Genomic DNA, 15,973 nt, shown 5'->3' on the forward strand with positions numbered 1-15,973 from the left:
CAGTCAACCGAGCCCGGGCGCGTCCGGGCATCGCGTGAACGTACCAACCCGTTCCCGTCGCTCCCGGTCCGGTCCCGGTCAGTGGTCCCGGTCAGTGGTTCCGGTCAGTGGTCGGGCAGGGACGTGACCATGTTGGCGAGCTGGACCCGGGAGCTGATCGACAGCTTGCGGAAGACGGACGTCAGATGGGTGTTGACCGTGTGCGGGGACACCACCAGCGTGTCGGCGGCCGACCGGTTGGTGTGGCCCTGGGCGATGAGGCGTGCGACCTTCTCCTCGGAGGCCGTGAGCGACGCCCAGCCCTGGACGGGACGCGGCGCGCCGGCCGCCCGCCGGCCGCCGGCTCCGGCACCGTCGAGCGCGCGCTGCAGGCGTGCCGCCGCGGCGTGCGCGCCCGCCTCGGCGAACGTGCCGCGCGCGTTCGCCAGTGCGGCCACCGCCCGGTCCTTGCGCCCCGCCGCCAGGAACGCCCGCCCGAGGTCGGCGTACGCGGCGGCCCGGGCCAGCGGACGAGGGCTCGCGGCGAGCAGTTCCACGGAGTGTTCGAGCAGGGCGGGGTCGTTCTCCACGAGTCCGCGGGCCTGCGCGGCGATGCCGGTGGCGGTCGGCACGGACGGGTTGCGCTCCGCGTGGGCCTCGGCCTGCGCGGCGAGGTCCTCGGCGAGCTCGTGGTTCCCGTCGCGCAGGGACATCCGGACCGCGGAGTCGACCCAGTCCCGCAGCAGTCGCCAGCGCATGAAGGAGCCTTCCCGCTGGACCTGGTGGATCCGGTCGACGGCGAGCCCGGTGTCCCCCTCGGCCTCGGCGTGGACGGCCTCCAGGAAGCGGACCGCGGCCGTGTTGCCGGGGTTCGGCTTGACCGCGAGTCCTTCCCGCGCCGCGGCCAGGTGCTCCCGCGCCGCCTCCCGGTCGCCGCGCAGCAGGGCGGTCCGGGAGCGGATCACGCGGCCGTTCACCTGCTGGACGGGGATCCGCACCTCGTTCTCCAGGCGCTCCATGGTCGCGAGGCCGGCATCGGCGTCGTCGAGCAGGCCGAGGCCCAGATCGTGCTGGCCCTGCGCCCAGAGCAGCATGGCCTGACGCATCGTCCCGGCCTCGTCGGCCGCCCGCAGGAGCAGGCGTTCGGCGGACCCGAAGTCGTCCAGGTGCAGGTGCGCGACGATCTCCTCGGGGAGGAACATGGAATCGATGGCGCTCAGCGCCGCGAAGCGCGCCAACGCGAGCGCGTTCTCACCCGCGTTCAGCGCGATCTCGCCGAGTCCGGAGAGGGCCAGCACATGGGCCTCGCGGTCCCCGGCCGCGGTGGCGTCGCGCAGCGCGCCCTCGCCGGCCTCGCGCGCCGCGGCGAGATCGCGGCCCCGGGACAGCGCCAGGGCGCGCAGGGCGGCCAGCCGCGCGCAGACCTCCGGGGCGGCGCCGCCCACGGCGAGGGAGGCTTCGGTGCGGCGGCGCAGTTCCTCGGTGAGGTCCATGGTCCACAGCGTCCCGCCGAGGGCGGCCTGGAGTCGGCCGAACACCTCCAGCGGCGGACGCTCGGCCAGCAGCCGGTCGCCCGCCGACAGCGCCTCCCGGTTCCGGCCGGCCCGGGTCAGGGTGAGGATCGCCTGCTCGCCCACGGAGAACCTCAGCGGCCCCGGCGCGGGCACCAGGTCGAGGGCGCGCGTGATGAGGTCGGCGGCCAGGCCCGGGGTGACCGGCAGCACGTCGTCGGCCGCCCGCCGCAGCAGCGCCACCGCCTCCTCGTCCCCGGGCAGCGAGCCCCGGAGGAGGTGCGGCACCGCGTCGGCCGGCGGCCGGCCCGCGGCGACCAGGCGGTGCGCCGCCTCACGGTGCAGGGCCTTCCGGGCTGATGGCGGGATGTCGGCGTAGACCGCCTGGCGCAGCAGGTCGTGCCGGAAGACCAGCTGCTCGCCGTCGTCGTCCAGGAGTTCGGCCCGCACGGCCTCTTCGAGGGCCGGGATCAGCGCGGCGGCGGGCCGGTCGCAGAGCGCGGCGGCCTCGGGGAAGCCGAACCGGCGTCCGAGCACCGCTCCCATCTGGAGGAAGCGCAGCGTTTCCGGCCGCAGGGACTTGAGGCGGGCGCGCACGCCCACCACGAGCCGGGAGGGCACGACCTCCGCCGAGGTGTCGACGGTCCGCAGCCCGGCCAGCATCTCGACGGCCAGGAACGGGTTCCCGCCGGCGCCGTCGAGCAGGTCGCGCACCCAGGGGTCGACCGCCGTGTCGAGGGTGTCGTCGGCCAGCTGACCGATGGCCGCGCCGGACAGCGGGCCCAGGGACACCGTCACCGTCGGCAGGCTGCCGGTCACGGCCGCGAGGACCTCCTCCGCCGGTCCGGCGGGCTCCCGTCGCCCGGTCAGGATCCAGAGGACCGGCGAGGTCCGCAGGCGGGTCGGGAGCTGTTGCAGGGCGAACCGGCTGAGCGCGTCGGCCCACTGCACGTCGTCCAGGCCGATCAGCACCGGCGCGCTGCAGGCCCTGGCCTCGATCGCCTCCGCCAGGCGCTCCACCAGCCAGATCCGCTGGTCGTGATGGCGGGCGAGGTCGCCGAAGGCGTCGCCGGGCAGCAGCGGCGGGTCGCCCTGGAGGAGGCTGGCGGCCAGCGAGGAGAGCGGCACGATGTGGTGCAGTTCGTCGGCCCGGCCGAGGCCGACCGAGAAGCCCGCCGCCCTCGCCCGGGAGACGGCCTCGGCAAGCAGGGTGGTCTTCCCGATGCCCGGTTCCCCCTGGATCAGGGCCAGCCCGCCGCTTCCGGTGCGGGCCACCGAGGCGATCAGCGCCCGGAGCTCTTCGAGCTCGGCTTCCCGCCCGCGGAGGCCACTGCGGGACAGCGGACCGCCCGACCCTGCCATTGACGCCTTCCCGTTTGCACTCGCCCTGTCCGAGCCCGGTTCCGCCCGTGTTCGCGGACGATGTTCGCGGACGATCCTGTCCGGCCGCCGTTCGCGGCTACCCGAGGGTACGCCGTCCGTGGGTGCCGGGTGGGGCGGGGCCTCGCGGGGTGCCGCGGGAAGCGCGTCGGCGGTCGATGTTCCGGCGGTGCACCACGACGCGCCGGTCTGCGCACCGATCGGTGGCGGAAGGGGACGGAACGGGGGCGCCCGGCCGGCGTGCCTGGCCGGTCCGGCGGGCCGCGCCGGCTGCCGTCGCCGTGCCGCTCCGGGCCGAAGACCCTTGCGCCGCAGGCGTTCTGACGCCTTCCCGAACGTGTCCGGCGGGCGGGCGCCGACCGTGGCGGCGGCTCGTCCGGACCGGTTCGCGCCGCGGAAGCCGCGATTGTTGAACTTTTGTCTACCTGTTGCGGTCCTTGTATGAATGGCGCCGGGACGACCTTGATCACGGTGTGCGGTGAGTGAGCGGCCGTCCCCCGACCCAGCACCCCACGAACCGATCGGAGCCCCCTGTGATCCCGTCGGGACCCGCTCCCCTCCCCGAGCACGAGCACCCCCGGCTCGCTCGGGACACCGAAGGCTGCATCGACATCCTCTCCGCGCCTCCCGGCGTCGACCCCGAGGACTGCCTCTACGTCGTCCTGCACGTCGACGGTCCGGCCCTCGTCCGGCGCCACGGCAGCAGCACCGTGCTGGCTCCCGGGGACCTGCTGATCGGCACCTCCCCGCACCCGGCGGGCCTGCTGTGGGACGCCGGCTGCCGGATGGTCCGGTACCGCGTGCCGTGCTTCTACCTGGGCGTGTGCCGCGACGACGTCCGACGGACGGGCGGGCTGGTGGCGCGGGGGAGCGACGGGGTCGGGTCGCTCGCCTCGCAGCTCCTGCGGACCCTCGCCACCCGGGCGCGGGCGCACCGGGCCCGGCCGGGCGACTACCTCGCGCGCAGCACCTCCGACATCCTCGCGGTCCTGGTCACCGAACTGCTGGAGCGCGAAGCCCCGGAGGACCCGAGCGGCTCGGCGCACCTGCTGGCGCGGATCCGCGCCCACATCGAGGAGAACCTCGCCGATCCCGGCCTGGCGCCGGAGTCGATCGCCCGGTCGCAGCACATCTCGGTGCGCTACCTGCACAAGCTGTTCCAGCAGGACGGCACGACCGTGGGTCAGTGGGTGCGGCAGCGCCGGCTGGACGCCTGCCGCCGGGAACTGGAGCGGCCGTCCCGCCGGTCGACCAGTGTGGCCGCCGTCGCGCACCGGTGGGGGTTCGTCAGCCACTCCCACTTCAGCCGCGCCTTCCGCGACGCCTACGGGATCTCGCCCCGGGAGTGGCAGGCCTACGCCGCACAGGCCGACGGCCGTCGGTCCTCCTGACCCCGCGCATGTGACCCCCCGCGCGCTGTTCTCCCCGTGCACCGGGGCTTGCCCCATCGTGCACGATCGCGACACGGGGCGGGCGGCCCGGTCCGCCGAGCAGGAGGAAACCCGGACCCGGGGTGAGCTGCGGACCGCCGCCGGATGACGAGGCGCTCGCCCCGGCATAGAATCCGTGCACGATCAGACCACTGGGGCCGACTCCCGGCAGTAGCGTCGGGCCGTGTGCTCGTGGCGTCCGAGGGTGACCTTCCGTTCGGTGTGGACCGGGTGGACACCCGGGGCACGTGCCGCGCGCAGCGCCTTTCCGATCACGCCAGGAGAGCAGAGTTGGCCGACCCCACGCCCGACCGGGCCCGAAGACTGGTGCTCGACCGGGAGCTCCAGGAGTTTCTGGACGCCCGCGCCGGCGCGGCGGCGACGGAACTGCCGGACCTCTCCTTCCTCGCCCTCGACAGCCTTTCGAGCGTCAAGCCGGACGCCGACCAGGAGCCGGACGATCCGTACGGCACCGAGACGGAGTGGCTCGTCCTGCCCTGCGGACCGACCGGCCGGGTACGCGTTCAGGTGACCAGGCCCACCGGCACCTCCGAGCCGGCCCCGGTGGTGCTCTTCCTGCCGGGCCTGGGCTGGTCGCTCGGCGACGCCGCCTGCTACGCCCGGATGGTGCGGGACTTCGCCCTCGGGGCGGACGCCGCCGTCGTGTACGTGGACTACGACCGGGCGCCCGCGGCGCGCTATCCGGTGGCCGTCGAGCAGTGCTACGCGGCGGCCCGCTGGATCCACGAGCACGGCCGCGCGATCGGACTGGCGGGGGACCGGATCGTCGCCGTCGGCGACTCCGCGGGCGCCAATCTGGTGGCGGCCGTGACACTGCTCGCGCGCCGCCGCGGTGACGTGCGGCTGCTGCACCAGGTGCTGCTCTGCCCGGTGACCGACGCGGACTTCGACACCGCCTCCTACCACCGGTTCGCGACGGGCTACTTCCTGCACCGCGAGCACATGCGCCGGTTCTGGGACGACTACCTGCCCGACGCGTCCCGCCGGTCCGAGGCCACCGCGGCGCCCCTGCGGGCCACCTTGGAGCAGCTCGCGGGGCTTCCTCCGGCCCTCGTGGTCACCGCGGAGGCCGACGTGCTGCGGGACGAGGGCGAGGCCTACGCCGCCAGGCTCCGCGCGGCCGGCGTCCCGGTGGTATCGACCCGCTACCAGGGGGTGATGCACGGTTTCCTGCTGGTCGGCGCGCTCCACCCCACCGGGACCAGCCGGGCCGCGCTGCTCCAGGCCATGGACACCGTCCACATGGCCCTGCACCGCCGGGCCTGGTGAGGCGGCGCCGTCGGCCGTGCCGGGCTCACGGCCCGCCCGGCCGGCGCGGGCCGCACCCCCCACCCGTCGAAAGCGCGCGGCTCGGCCGGTTCTCCCGTTCGTAGGATGGGGGCAGCTCCTCCGGGAGGAACTCGTGCCGGAGGTGCCATGTCGCAGCACGCCACTCCCCGCGCAGGACCAGCGCGCGGCTGTGCCCGCGGCGCACGTCGAGCAACAGCCGATCCAGCGCCTCCTGTTCCCGGGCGCGTCCGCTCAGCGGCGGCGACAGCGGATTCCCCGTCCCCTCCGGCACGCCCTTGCGGTCAGGCTCCACCCTCGTCAGCTCCTTCGTCGCAACGGCAGCCGGTGGTCGGCGTCCGTCCACCGATCACGATGACGATCCCGGGACCGCGGGCCCGTCGAGCCGGTGTCGGACCCTGGCCAGTACCCGGGTCTGGGGCGCCCAGTGCCCGGTACGCTCGACGGCCGCCCCTGGCCGAGCCCGCGAGGACGGGGAGGCAGGCACGACACCGTTGCCGTACCCGGGTCCCGCCCGGGTGTGACCGGGGGCGTGAGGGCCGGCCGGAGCCTGGTGCTCCGGGGCGACGGTGACGGCCGTCCGCGGGTCCGGCGGGCTACTGCACATGTCGCCATTTCCGGCCGGTCGCCGGAGGACGCGGCAGCGGAACCATGTGGAGCGCCGGAAGTCGTTGACGTCGAAATCCGTGTGGCCTACGGCACGTTTCGTGCACCCCGTGGGGGTGCGGCGTCGCTCGTGGTCGGGCCCGCCGGGGGAGACTTTCGGCAGGCTGTCCCGCCCCGCCGGGAGGGTCCAGTGGCGGACGGGGGCGCGATCGGCACCTCAAGTGGGCTGGGATGATGAAGGGTTGGCGTGATCGGCGGCGGGGTGTGGCGGCCTCGGAGTCGGTGCCTCCGAAACCCGGGGAGAAATGTTCACCCGTTGCGGACCCGGGCCTGCTACAGTCGTTATCAGTTGCAGTAGTGGTTCCCATGAACTTTGTGTGCGCCTGCTGATGTTTCGCAGGCGCATTTTTGTTTTCCCGGCTCATTCCCCGGGTGGGTGCTCATCGCGGCGACGCGAAGTCCGCGCCGTGCGGGTTTCGGACAGCCCATGAAGGAGATTTTGATGGCTAACGGCACCGTGAAGTGGTTCAACTCGGAGAAGGGCTTCGGCTTCATCGAGCAGGAGGGTGGCGGCCCGGACGTCTTCGCCCACTACTCGAACATCAACGCCAACGGCTTCCGTGAGCTGCTCGAGGGCCAGAAGGTCGAGTTCGACGTCACGCAGGGCCAGAAGGGCCCGCAGGCCGAGAACATCCGCCCGCTGTAGTTCTTCTGCTCCGGCACCCGCCCGGCAGCGAGGGGCCCGCACCGAGACATGTTGCCCGGTGCGGGCCCCGGCGTTTTCGGGCGCCGTCGAAGCGCTTTCCGGTCGGGTCGACGTCCGGCCGTTCGCGGCGAGGGTTCGCCGTCCAAGGCCCGCCACGCCCGCCCCTCCCCGGCAGGCGCCGCCCACGGGTGAGGTGTCCCACGGGTCCGCCGTCCACGTTCCGCCCGCCGCGTCTCCGGCCCGTTCCCTTGCGGTCTCCTCCGGCCCAGCGCCGCAGAGCCTTCCTCGTGACGCGCCGCCCGAAGGAAGGTCTTCCCGCATGAACCGCTCCAGTGGCTCCTCGTACCGGAGAACCGAACCCCGCTCCGGGGACGGTTCCTCCTCGCGCGCGTCGGGCCCGGCCGATGGCCGGAGGTCCAGCGGCCGGGGCCATGGCCGAGGTCTTTCGCGGGGCTCCTCCTCCCGGGACGAGTTCGCGATGCCGGTGAGCACGACCCCGGTGCTGCCGGCCGTCGAGTCCTTCGACGAACTGGACCTGCCGAAGGCGCTGTTGTCGCTGCTGGCCCGCAAGGGCGTCACCGCTCCGTTTCCGATCCAGGCCGCGACGCTGCCCAACTCGCTGGCCGGCCGCGACGTGCTGGGCCGGGGCCGGACCGGCTCCGGCAAGACCCTCGCGTTCGGCCTCGCCGTGCTGGCCCGCACCGCCGGCCGGCGTGCCGAGCCGGGGCGCCCGCTGGCCCTGGTGCTGGTTCCCACCCGCGAGCTCGCCCAGCAGGTCACCGAAGCCCTCACCCCCTACGCCCACGCGCTGCGGCTGCGGACGGCCACCGTGGTGGGCGGGACGTCGATCGGCCGCCAGGCGTGGATGCTGAACCGCGGGGCCGAGGTCGTGGTGGCCACCCCGGGCCGGCTGAAGGATCTGGTCCAGCGCGGTGACTGCCGGCTGGACCGGGTCGGCATCACCGTCCTGGACGAGGCCGACCAGATGGCCGACATGGGTTTCCTGCCGCAGGTGACCGAGATCCTCGATCAGGTCGCCGACGGCGGACAGACGATGCTGTTCTCCGCCACCCTGGACCGCAACGTCGACCGCCTGGTGCGGCGCTTCCTGGAGGACCCGGTCACGCACTCGGTGGACCCGTCCGCGGCGGCGGTCAGCACCATGGAGCACCACGTGCTGCAGGTGCACAACGCCGACAAGAACGCCACGATCGCCCACATCGCCGCCCGCGACGGCCGGGTGATCATGTTCATCGACACCAAGAACGGAGCGGACCGCCTGGTCGACGATCTTCTCGCGCAGGGGGTCAAGGCCGCGGCCCTGCACGGGGGCAAGTCCCAACCGGAGCGCACCCACACCCTGGAGCAGTTCCGCACCGGCGGGGTGACCGCGCTGATCGCCACCAACGTCGCCGCCCGCGGCATCCACGTCGACGGCCTCGACCTGGTCGTCAACCTCGATCCGCCGACCGACCACAAGGACTACCTGCACCGCGGCGGACGCACCGCCCGCGCCGGCGCGTCCGGCACCGTGGTCACGCTGGTGCTGCCCAGCCAGCGCCGCGCGGCGGCCCGCCTGATGACCTCGGCCGGCATCGTCCCCGTCACCACCAAGGTCCTCGCAGGCGGCGAGGAACTCGCCCGCATCACCGGTGCCCGCGTACCCACCGGCGTGCCCGTCGTCATCGCCGAACCCGCTGTCGAGCGCCCGCGCCGCAACGCCTCCGGCATCCGCCGGCCGGCGCGGCCGTCCCGCCCGTGCGGGCGGCGACACCCGGACGACCTCCGGCCGTGACGGGCGCGGCCACGGTGGCACCGGCGAAGCTCGCAAGCTCGCCCACCCGCACGCGGTGGATCCGCGGCACCCTGGACGGGGCGAGGTCGCGGGTAGCGAACTCGATCACGCCGGAATTCAGCTGCTCCTCACCGGTGCCCATGCTGGAAGGAAGATCGCTGAGATCTTCCTTTCGGATCCCGAACTTCACCCGGAGCTCTTCGCCGCCACCCTCGCGGCGACGCCCGTAGGAAGCGTCGATCGCACCGGGAGGAACAGGCACGCCAAATCGCTATTGCAGCCCTGGGCTGGGAATTCCCATGATCGTGGACCCGGTGCCCGAATCTGATGGCAATGACACGTCGCGGGCAGCAGTGCCGGACGGGCCGGCTTCACTTCTGCATGACGCCAGGGTCAGCCACAGATGCGGCTATGGCGCATGCGAGGAAAGCCTTGACGCCTGGCCGCATTCAGGAACCTTGTCGAAGTCGAAGTCGAAGTCGTGGATCAGTCGTGGAAGCCCTTATCGTCTTCACTTCGTCGCGCTCCTCAACGATGGCCCAGGTCCGGTCGAAGTGCTTCCAGCAGGCGTCGATCAGATCCAACTCCCGGGTGCCGCGCAGTTCCAGGGACGGGGTCTCCGGGGCCCGCGACGGTGGCAAGGTCAGCGTGACCAATCCCCAGGTCCGGTCCAGAGAATCATCGTGGACCGCAAGTACGTGGTGAAGAACCCGATCTTGGCGCAGCTCGCCGCCGCGCCGGGCGCGTGAGCGCGGCGCCGTGGGCGGCGCCTGACGCCGCACCGCCCGGGGCGCGGTAGTGACGACGTCGGTACCGCGCCCCGGGCCGGCCGGCGATGCGGGAGGCGAGGAGGATGGCCTCGGTCAGGCACGCGAAGACTCGCTCGCCCGCCCGGGGCGCCGAGGTTCCGTGGTGCTCACCTTTGCCGACGTCCAGGCCGAGGAAGGCGAGGCGACGGGGCGCTGCCCGGAAGGGCGGCGCCGACAACCTGCAGGCAACGCCGTGCGATCGATAGCATCGGCCGCATGGCTGAGCGGGCGGAGCAGGCGGGGCGGGCAGACCGGGCGGGGTGGCTCGACGAGCACGAGGACGAGGTCTGGAGCGGCTTCTTCGAGACCCAGGTGCTGTTCTGGCGCCGCCTGGCCCAGCAGTTGCAGCAGGAGACCGGCCTGTCCGAGCCGGACCTCGCCATCCTCCAGGCCCTGCTGGCCGCCCCCGGCGGGAAGCTGCGACCCTACCGGCTGAGCGGCGTCACCCAGTTCGAGAAGAGCCGGCTGCACCACCACCTGACCCGGATGGCCGGGCGCGGCCTGGTCACCCGCGAGCCCTGCCCGGGCGCCGAGCGAGGCGCCGTGGTGGCCCTCACGGAGGAGGGCCGGGCCGCCGTCGCCGCCGCGCTGCCCCGGCGCGCGGCGCACATCCGCCACTGGCTCACCGATCCCCTGACGGAGGATCAGCGACTGGCCCTCGTCGGCATTTCCGCCGCCCTGACGGAACGGCTGAAGGACGACCGGCCCGCCCCCTGAAGACCGCCGAAGCTGGTTGACGTGTCAACCTGGCACGCCCATGCTGGGGTTGACACATCAACTCGATGCCGTACCGGGGGGACCGCCATGCGCTTCCTGCTCCTGCCCCACCTGCCCGACCGGGCCAAGCCGGACCACGATCAGCTCCGCGAACTCGTCGACTACGCCGTGTTCGCCGAGGAGCTGGGCTTCGACGCCTACGGCATCGGCGAGCGGCACGACCGCCCCGCCGTCTCCAGCTCCCCGCCCGTCCTGCTCGCCCACATCGCCGCCGTCACCTCGCGGATACGGCTCTTCACCGCCGTCACCACCCTCGGCATGCTCGACCCGCTGCGCGCCTACGAGGACTACGCCACCCTGGACCACCTCGCCGGCGGCCGGCTGGACCTGATCGTCGCCAAGGGCGCCTACCCGCGCTCCTCCCGCCTGTTCGGCGTCACCCGGGAGAACCAGTGGGAGCTGCTCCAGGAGAACTACCTGCTGTTCCGCCGGCTGTGGCGGCAGGAGCGGGTCACCTGGCAGGGCCGGCTCGGCCGCTCGCTGGAGGACGCCGAACCACTGCCGCGCCCCTTCCGGCCCGAGATCCGGATCTGGCACGGCGCCGGAAGCAACCCGGACTCCGCCGACTTCGCCGCCCGCCACGGCGACCCGCTGTTCACCCCCAACGGCGCCGGCGCCATCGGCCCGTACGCCGCGATCGTCCGCCACTACCGGGAACGCTGGGCGGCGTACGGCCACGACCCGGCCCGCGCCCTGGTCGGCGCGGGCACGGCGGGCTACTTCGGCGCCCGCACTTCGCAGGAGGCGGTGGCGCGCTACCGCCCGGTGTTCGAGGCCCGGCTGAAGGTCAACCGAGCCCTCGACGGCGGCTCGATCCGCTTCGACACCGTCGAGGACTGGATCGAGCACGGATCGGTGCTGGTCGGCAGCCCGCAGCAGATCATCGAGAAGGTGCTGGGCCAGCACGGGCACTTCGGCCACGAGCTGCTCCACCTGCACGTGGACGGCGAGGTCCTGGACCGCGCGGACTACCTCGCCACGCTGGAACTGTTCTTCACCGAGATCGCCCCGGTGCTCCGTCGCGAACTGCCCAGCCGTCCGCTGGGCGACGCGTAGCGGCTCGGTGCGCCGGGGCGGGGGCAAGGGTCGGCACCCGGCGCCCGCCCCGGCCCACTGGCGCCGTCGACCGGATCCCTCAGGTCCCCTGCGGGGAGCTCGTGCGGAGCACGCTGACGGCCGGTCTGCCGACGGATGAGCTTGGCAGCCCGGCTTTCTGATGGCCAGTCAGGATTTCAGGTCGTACGCCGCGGTCGCCGGGGCGTGGTCGCTCCAGCGCTCGGCGGGTGTCGGCGCGCTCGGCACGGGCGCCGGTGGCGCGGGCGGCGAGGGTGGGGGTGGCGACCTGGAGGTCGACCGTCATCCGTGTGCTCAGGACGGCCGACCCGCCTCGATCCCGGAGCCGCTCGGCGCCGGGTCGATGAGGGCCGGTGAACCGGCGGCCTCGGCTGCTCACGGGCGGTAGTCGGTGCAGGGGTCCGGGAGGGGATTGCCGGGGCTGGTGCGTCGCCCCACCGGACAACGGGTGAACGGACGCTTGCCACACCGGGAACACAGAGGTGGTGCAAATCAGTCGATGTTGCGAAATGTCAACCACCCGCCTGGATTCTTCAAGATCCCTGACAAAGTCCACCAGGATCGTTGACACCGCGTAACGGCCCGAGTAGCGTCACTGATCACCGAGTTGATAATACGTATTATCAGCGAGGGCTTCAGTAGCCTCCGGAGGAGTTCCCCGTGCCAAGGATCACGCAGCGTGACATCGCTCGCCTCGCCGGCGTCAGCCAGGCGGTGGTCTCGCTCGTGCTGAACAACAGGACCGACGCGACGACCCGCATCGCCCCCGAGACCAGGCAGCGCGTCCTCGACGTGATCCGGGAGACCGGGTACGCGGCCGACCCCGTGGCCCGCCGCATGGTGCGTCAGCTCAACCAGATCGTCGGCGTGTTCACCTACGAATCGGTGTTCCCGAGCACCAGCGCCGACTTCTACTACCCGTTCCTGCGTGGCATCGAGGAGTGTGCCGAGCAGCTCAGGTGCGACCTGCTGCTGTTCACCAGCGCTCCGGTCACCGACGGGCGGCGCAAGGTGTTCCACGAGAACAACCGGCTGCGGATCGCCGACGGCTGCATCCTGCTCGGCCGGGACATACCGCACGACGAGCTGGCCCGGCTGAACCGCGAGAACTACCCGTTCGTGGCAGTCGGCCGACGCGACGACGCGGGTGGCCCGGTGCCCTGCGTGGGGGCGGACTACGCCGCCGCCACCCAGCAGCTGGTCGAGCGGGCCCGGGAGCTCGGGCACCGGGAGTTCGCCTACGTCGGGGCGGGGGAGGGAGCGGAGTCCGCCGACGACCGGATGAACGGGTTCCGCGCCGGTACCCGAGGGAGTGGCCGGCACGAGCGGACGGCCGGCCGGTCCGCGGGGGAGACCCTGGACGCGCTGCTCGCCGCCGGGGTGACCACCGCCGTGGTCGAGGGCTACGCGGACGGGGTCGCGCTGATCCGGGCGGCCCGGGAACGAGGCGTCGACGTGCCCGGTGACCTGTCGGTCGTGGTGACCGGCGTACCGGCCGAGTCGGCGGACGCCGACATCGCGAGCACCGGCTTTCGCATTCCGCGCCGGGAGATGGGCTGGCAGTCGGTGGAACTCCTCGCCGCCTTACTGGAGGACCGGTCGACCACCACGCTCCAGCGGCTTCTGCCGTGCCACTTCGTCGAGGGGCAGACCCTCGGCGAACCGAGAAAGGACCGTTCTTGACCGAGATACGCAGCGACGTGCTGGTGGTCGGCGGAGGGCTGGGCGGCGTCGCCGCGGCGCTCGCCGCCGCCCGCGCCGGCCGGACCGTGGTGCTGACCGAGGAGTTCGACTGGATCGGCGGGCAGCTCACCAGCCAGGCAGTGCCGCCGGACGAGCATTCCTGGGTGGAGCAGTTCGGCGTCACGGCCGGCTACCGGGCCCTGCGCGACGGCATTCGCGACTACTACCGCCGGCACTACCCGCTCACCGAACGGGCCAGGGCCCGCCTCGAACTGAACCCCGGCGGGGGCTGGGTGAGCAAGCTCTGCCACGAACCGCGGGTCGCGGTGGCGGTCATCGAGGCGATGCTCGCGCCCTACCGCGCCAGCGGGCGGCTCACCGTCCTCCAGCCGTACCGGCCGACCGCCGCCGACACCGACGGCGACCGGGTGACCGCGGTGACCCTGACTCACCGCGACACCGGTGGGAAGGTCCATGCCACCGCCTCCTACGTGCTGGACGCCACCGAGACCGGCGACCTGCTGCCGCTCACCGGCACCGAGTACGTCACCGGCTTCGAGTCCGCCGCCGACACCGGCGAGCCGAGCGCCCCGCAGGTCGCCCAGCCGCTCAACATGCAGGCCGTATCGGTGTGTTTCGCCATGGATCACGTCGACGGCGACCACACCATCGACAAGCCCGCGGACTACGACTTCTGGCGGTCCTACCAGCCCGAGGTGTGGGGCGGACCGCTGTTGTCCTGGCAGTACCCGCACCCCAGGACGCTGGAGCGCGTCGGGCACGACTTCAGCCCCAACCCCAGTGACGACCCGCTGGCGGTCAACGCCGACCAGCGCGTCAATCCCGGCAACGCCAACCTGTGGACGTTCCGCCGGATCGCCGCCCGAGGCACCTTCACCGACGGCGCGTACCCCAGCGACATCACCCTGGTCAACTGGCCGATGATCGACTACCTCGAAGGCCCCGTCCTCGACGTCCCCGACGCCGCCGACCACCTGCGCCGGGCCAGGGAGCTGAGCTTCGCCTTCCTGTACTGGATGCAGACCGAGGCGCCCCGCCCGGACGGCGGCACCGGATTCCCGGGGCTGCGGCTGCGCGGCGACATCACCGGCGGCACGGACGGCCTGGCCCAGGCCCCGTACATCCGCGAGGCGCGCCGGATCAAGGCCGACTACACCGTCGTCGAGCAGGACCTCTCGCTCGCCGTCCGCGGGGAGCGGGGCGCCGTGCGGTACCCGGACTCCGTCGGCCTGGGCATGTACCGGATCGACCTGCACCCCTCGACGGGCGGCGACACCTACATCGACGTCGGCTGCAGCCCGTTCGAGATCCCGCTGGGCGCGCTTCTTCCGCAGAGGGTCGAGAACCTCCTGCCCGCCGGCAAGAACATCGGCACCACCCACATCACCAACGGCGCCTACCGGGTCCACCCGGTCGAGTGGAACATCGGGGAGGCCGCCGGCGCGCTCGCCGCCTTCTGCCTCGATCACGGCACCCGCCCCCGCTCGGTCCGGGAGAACCCCGAACTGCTCTCGGCCTTCCAGGACCAGCTCACCGCGGCCGGCGTCGAACTGCGCTGGCCCGACATCACGGGCTACTAGGCCTCCACGCACCACCGAGGGAGAACACCATGATGATACGAAGAGGGCTGGCCACGGTCGCCGCCGCGATGTCCGCAACGCTGGTCCTGGCCGCGTGCGGTGGAGAGGGCTCGGGGGACGACAAGGGTCCGGTGACCCTGCGGATGACGGTCTGGACGTCCAACAAGCCGCACCTGCAGCTCTTCAACGAGATCGCCGCCGAGTACATGAAGTCCCACCCCGAGGTCAAGGACATCAAGTTCGACCCGCTGCCGTCCGAGACCTACAGCACGGCGCTCACCACCCAGATGACCGGCGGCAACGCCCCCGACCTCGCGTGGGTCTTCGAGAAGGACGCGGCCGACTTCGTCAGCTCCGGGGCCCTGGTGCCGCTCGACGACACCCTGAAGCAGACCGACGGCTACCAGTACGACGACCTGATCCCGAGCACCACCAAGCTCTGGAAGAGCGACGGCAAGCTGTACGCGTACCCGTTCTCCACCTCGCCGTTCGGTGTCTTCGTCAACCGCGACCTGCTGAAGGCGGCCGGCCAGGAGACCCCGGACCAGCTCATCAAGGCGGGCAAGTGGGACTGGACGACCGCACTCGCCGAGGGCGCCGAGGTGCACCGCTCCACCGGCAAGGCCGGCATCGTGATCCGTGACTTCGAGTACAAGGACTGGGGCAACGCGGCCACCTTCTGGGGCGGCTGGAAGGCCGAGCCCTGGAGTGCCGACGGCAAGACCTGCACCTTCGACAGCCAGCCGATGGTCGACGCGATGACCGCCCTGCACAAGGGGATCTTCGAGGACAAGGCGATGCCGGGCCCCGGCGAGTCCGCCGATTTCTTCACCGGCGACGCGGCGATGACCATCACCCAGATCAGCCGGGCGTCACTGCTGGAGAGCGCCAAGTTCGACTGGGACCTGGTGCCGCTGCCGGCCGGACCGAGCGGCGACTACTCGGTGATCGGCCAGGCCGGCATCGGCGTGGTCAAGCGGGGTGGCCACACCAAGCAGGCCAAGGACTTCCTCGCCTACTTCACCAACCCGCAGAACTCCGCCAAGCTCGCCGCCTACTTCCCGCCGCCCCGGGAATCCCAGCTCACCGCGGAGAACCTGGCCAAGACCAACCCGCTGCTGAAGAACGACCAGCTCGAAAGCGTGGTCGTCAGCGGCGTCAAGAAGGGTGTGGTCAAGCCGGGCCACGCCGGCCAGGCCGAACTCGCCCAGCGCGTCCGCGCCGGACTGGACCCGCTGTGGCAGCCGAACGCCGACGTCAAGGGCGTTCTCGGCGACCTGTGCAAGAACATCTCCCCGCTGCTGGAGAAGTGAC

Annotated in this window: 11 protein-coding genes; 10 read left to right on the forward strand and 1 reads right to left on the reverse strand. The window is 72.5% G+C overall.

The genetic code is table 11. The annotated features are described in order from the left end of the window. Window positions 1-104: 104 nt before the first annotated feature. On the reverse strand, window positions 105-2,852 hold the full coding sequence (locus tag ACFVVU_RS00285) for an AAA family ATPase (protein ID WP_387787155.1): 2,748 nt from the start codon (window positions 2,850-2,852) through the stop codon (window positions 105-107). 551 nt (window positions 2,853-3,403) lie between these two features. Between ACFVVU_RS00285 and ACFVVU_RS00290 the strand changes: the two genes are divergently transcribed. The 10 genes from ACFVVU_RS00290 to ACFVVU_RS00335 all read left to right on the forward strand — a co-directional run bounded on the left by ACFVVU_RS00290 (window position 3,404) and on the right by ACFVVU_RS00335 (window position 15,972). After that, window positions 3,404-4,261 carry a helix-turn-helix domain-containing protein gene (locus ACFVVU_RS00290; RefSeq protein ID WP_380678998.1) on the forward strand — a complete coding sequence of 286 codons (858 nt, stop codon included), beginning with the start codon at window positions 3,404-3,406 and terminating at the stop codon, window positions 4,259-4,261. A 330-nt stretch (window positions 4,262-4,591) separates the two neighbouring features. Beyond that, a complete protein-coding gene (locus ACFVVU_RS00295; RefSeq protein WP_387787159.1) occupies window positions 4,592-5,590 on the forward strand; it encodes an alpha/beta hydrolase in 999 nt (332 codons plus the stop codon). 1,126 nt (window positions 5,591-6,716) lie between these two features. Beyond that, window positions 6,717-6,920: a cold-shock protein gene (locus tag ACFVVU_RS00300; RefSeq protein ID WP_045694210.1), complete on the forward strand. Its 204-nt coding sequence runs from the start codon at window positions 6,717-6,719 to the stop codon at window positions 6,918-6,920. Between the two features lie 319 nt (window positions 6,921-7,239). Next, window positions 7,240-8,715, forward strand: coding sequence for a DEAD/DEAH box helicase (locus tag ACFVVU_RS00305; RefSeq protein ID WP_387787162.1), 1,476 nt, complete (start codon window positions 7,240-7,242; stop codon window positions 8,713-8,715). A gap of 299 nt (window positions 8,716-9,014) precedes the next feature. Beyond that, window positions 9,015-9,464 carry a hypothetical protein gene (locus tag ACFVVU_RS00310; RefSeq protein ID WP_387787165.1) on the forward strand — a complete coding sequence of 150 codons (450 nt, stop codon included), beginning with the start codon at window positions 9,015-9,017 and terminating at the stop codon, window positions 9,462-9,464. A gap of 276 nt (window positions 9,465-9,740) precedes the next feature. Beyond that, a complete protein-coding gene (locus ACFVVU_RS00315; protein ID WP_387787167.1) occupies window positions 9,741-10,241 on the forward strand; it encodes a MarR family winged helix-turn-helix transcriptional regulator in 501 nt (166 codons plus the stop codon). A gap of 87 nt (window positions 10,242-10,328) precedes the next feature. Then, complete coding sequence (locus ACFVVU_RS00320) at window positions 10,329-11,357, forward strand: LLM class flavin-dependent oxidoreductase (protein ID WP_387787169.1); 1,029 nt, start codon at window positions 10,329-10,331, stop codon at window positions 11,355-11,357. Between the two features lie 678 nt (window positions 11,358-12,035). After that, window positions 12,036-13,058, forward strand: coding sequence for a LacI family DNA-binding transcriptional regulator (locus ACFVVU_RS00325; RefSeq protein ID WP_387787172.1), 1,023 nt, complete (start codon window positions 12,036-12,038; stop codon window positions 13,056-13,058). A gap of 5 nt (window positions 13,059-13,063) precedes the next feature. Next, window positions 13,064-14,659, forward strand: coding sequence for an FAD-dependent oxidoreductase (locus ACFVVU_RS00330; protein ID WP_387787709.1), 1,596 nt, complete (start codon window positions 13,064-13,066; stop codon window positions 14,657-14,659). Window positions 14,660-14,691: 32 nt separating this feature from the next. Further along, entirely contained in the window at window positions 14,692-15,972 is a 1,281-nt protein-coding gene (locus ACFVVU_RS00335; protein WP_387787711.1) for an ABC transporter substrate-binding protein, read from the forward strand. Window position 15,973: the final 1 nt, after the last annotated feature.

This window comes from Kitasatospora sp. NPDC057965 (assembly GCF_042887135.1).
Taxonomy (GTDB): Bacteria; Actinomycetota; Actinomycetes; order Streptomycetales; family Streptomycetaceae; genus Kitasatospora.

Bases quoted from the DNA above. Each gene is read 5' to 3' on its own strand.
- ACFVVU_RS00285 (WP_387787155.1), bottom strand. From the start codon at position 2,852: ATGGCAGGGTCGGGCGGTCCGCTGTCCCGCAGTGGCCTCCGCGGGCGG.
- ACFVVU_RS00300 (WP_045694210.1), top strand. From the start codon at position 6,717: ATGGCTAACGGCACCGTGAAGTGGTTCAACTCGGAGAAGGGCTTCGGC.
- ACFVVU_RS00305 (WP_387787162.1), top strand. From the start codon at position 7,240: ATGAACCGCTCCAGTGGCTCCTCGTACCGGAGAACCGAACCCCGCTCC.
- ACFVVU_RS00310 (WP_387787165.1), top strand. From the start codon at position 9,015: ATGATCGTGGACCCGGTGCCCGAATCTGATGGCAATGACACGTCGCGG.
- ACFVVU_RS00315 (WP_387787167.1), top strand. From the start codon at position 9,741: ATGGCTGAGCGGGCGGAGCAGGCGGGGCGGGCAGACCGGGCGGGGTGG.
- ACFVVU_RS00320 (WP_387787169.1), top strand. From the start codon at position 10,329: ATGCGCTTCCTGCTCCTGCCCCACCTGCCCGACCGGGCCAAGCCGGAC.
- ACFVVU_RS00335 (WP_387787711.1), top strand. From the start codon at position 14,692: ATGATACGAAGAGGGCTGGCCACGGTCGCCGCCGCGATGTCCGCAACG.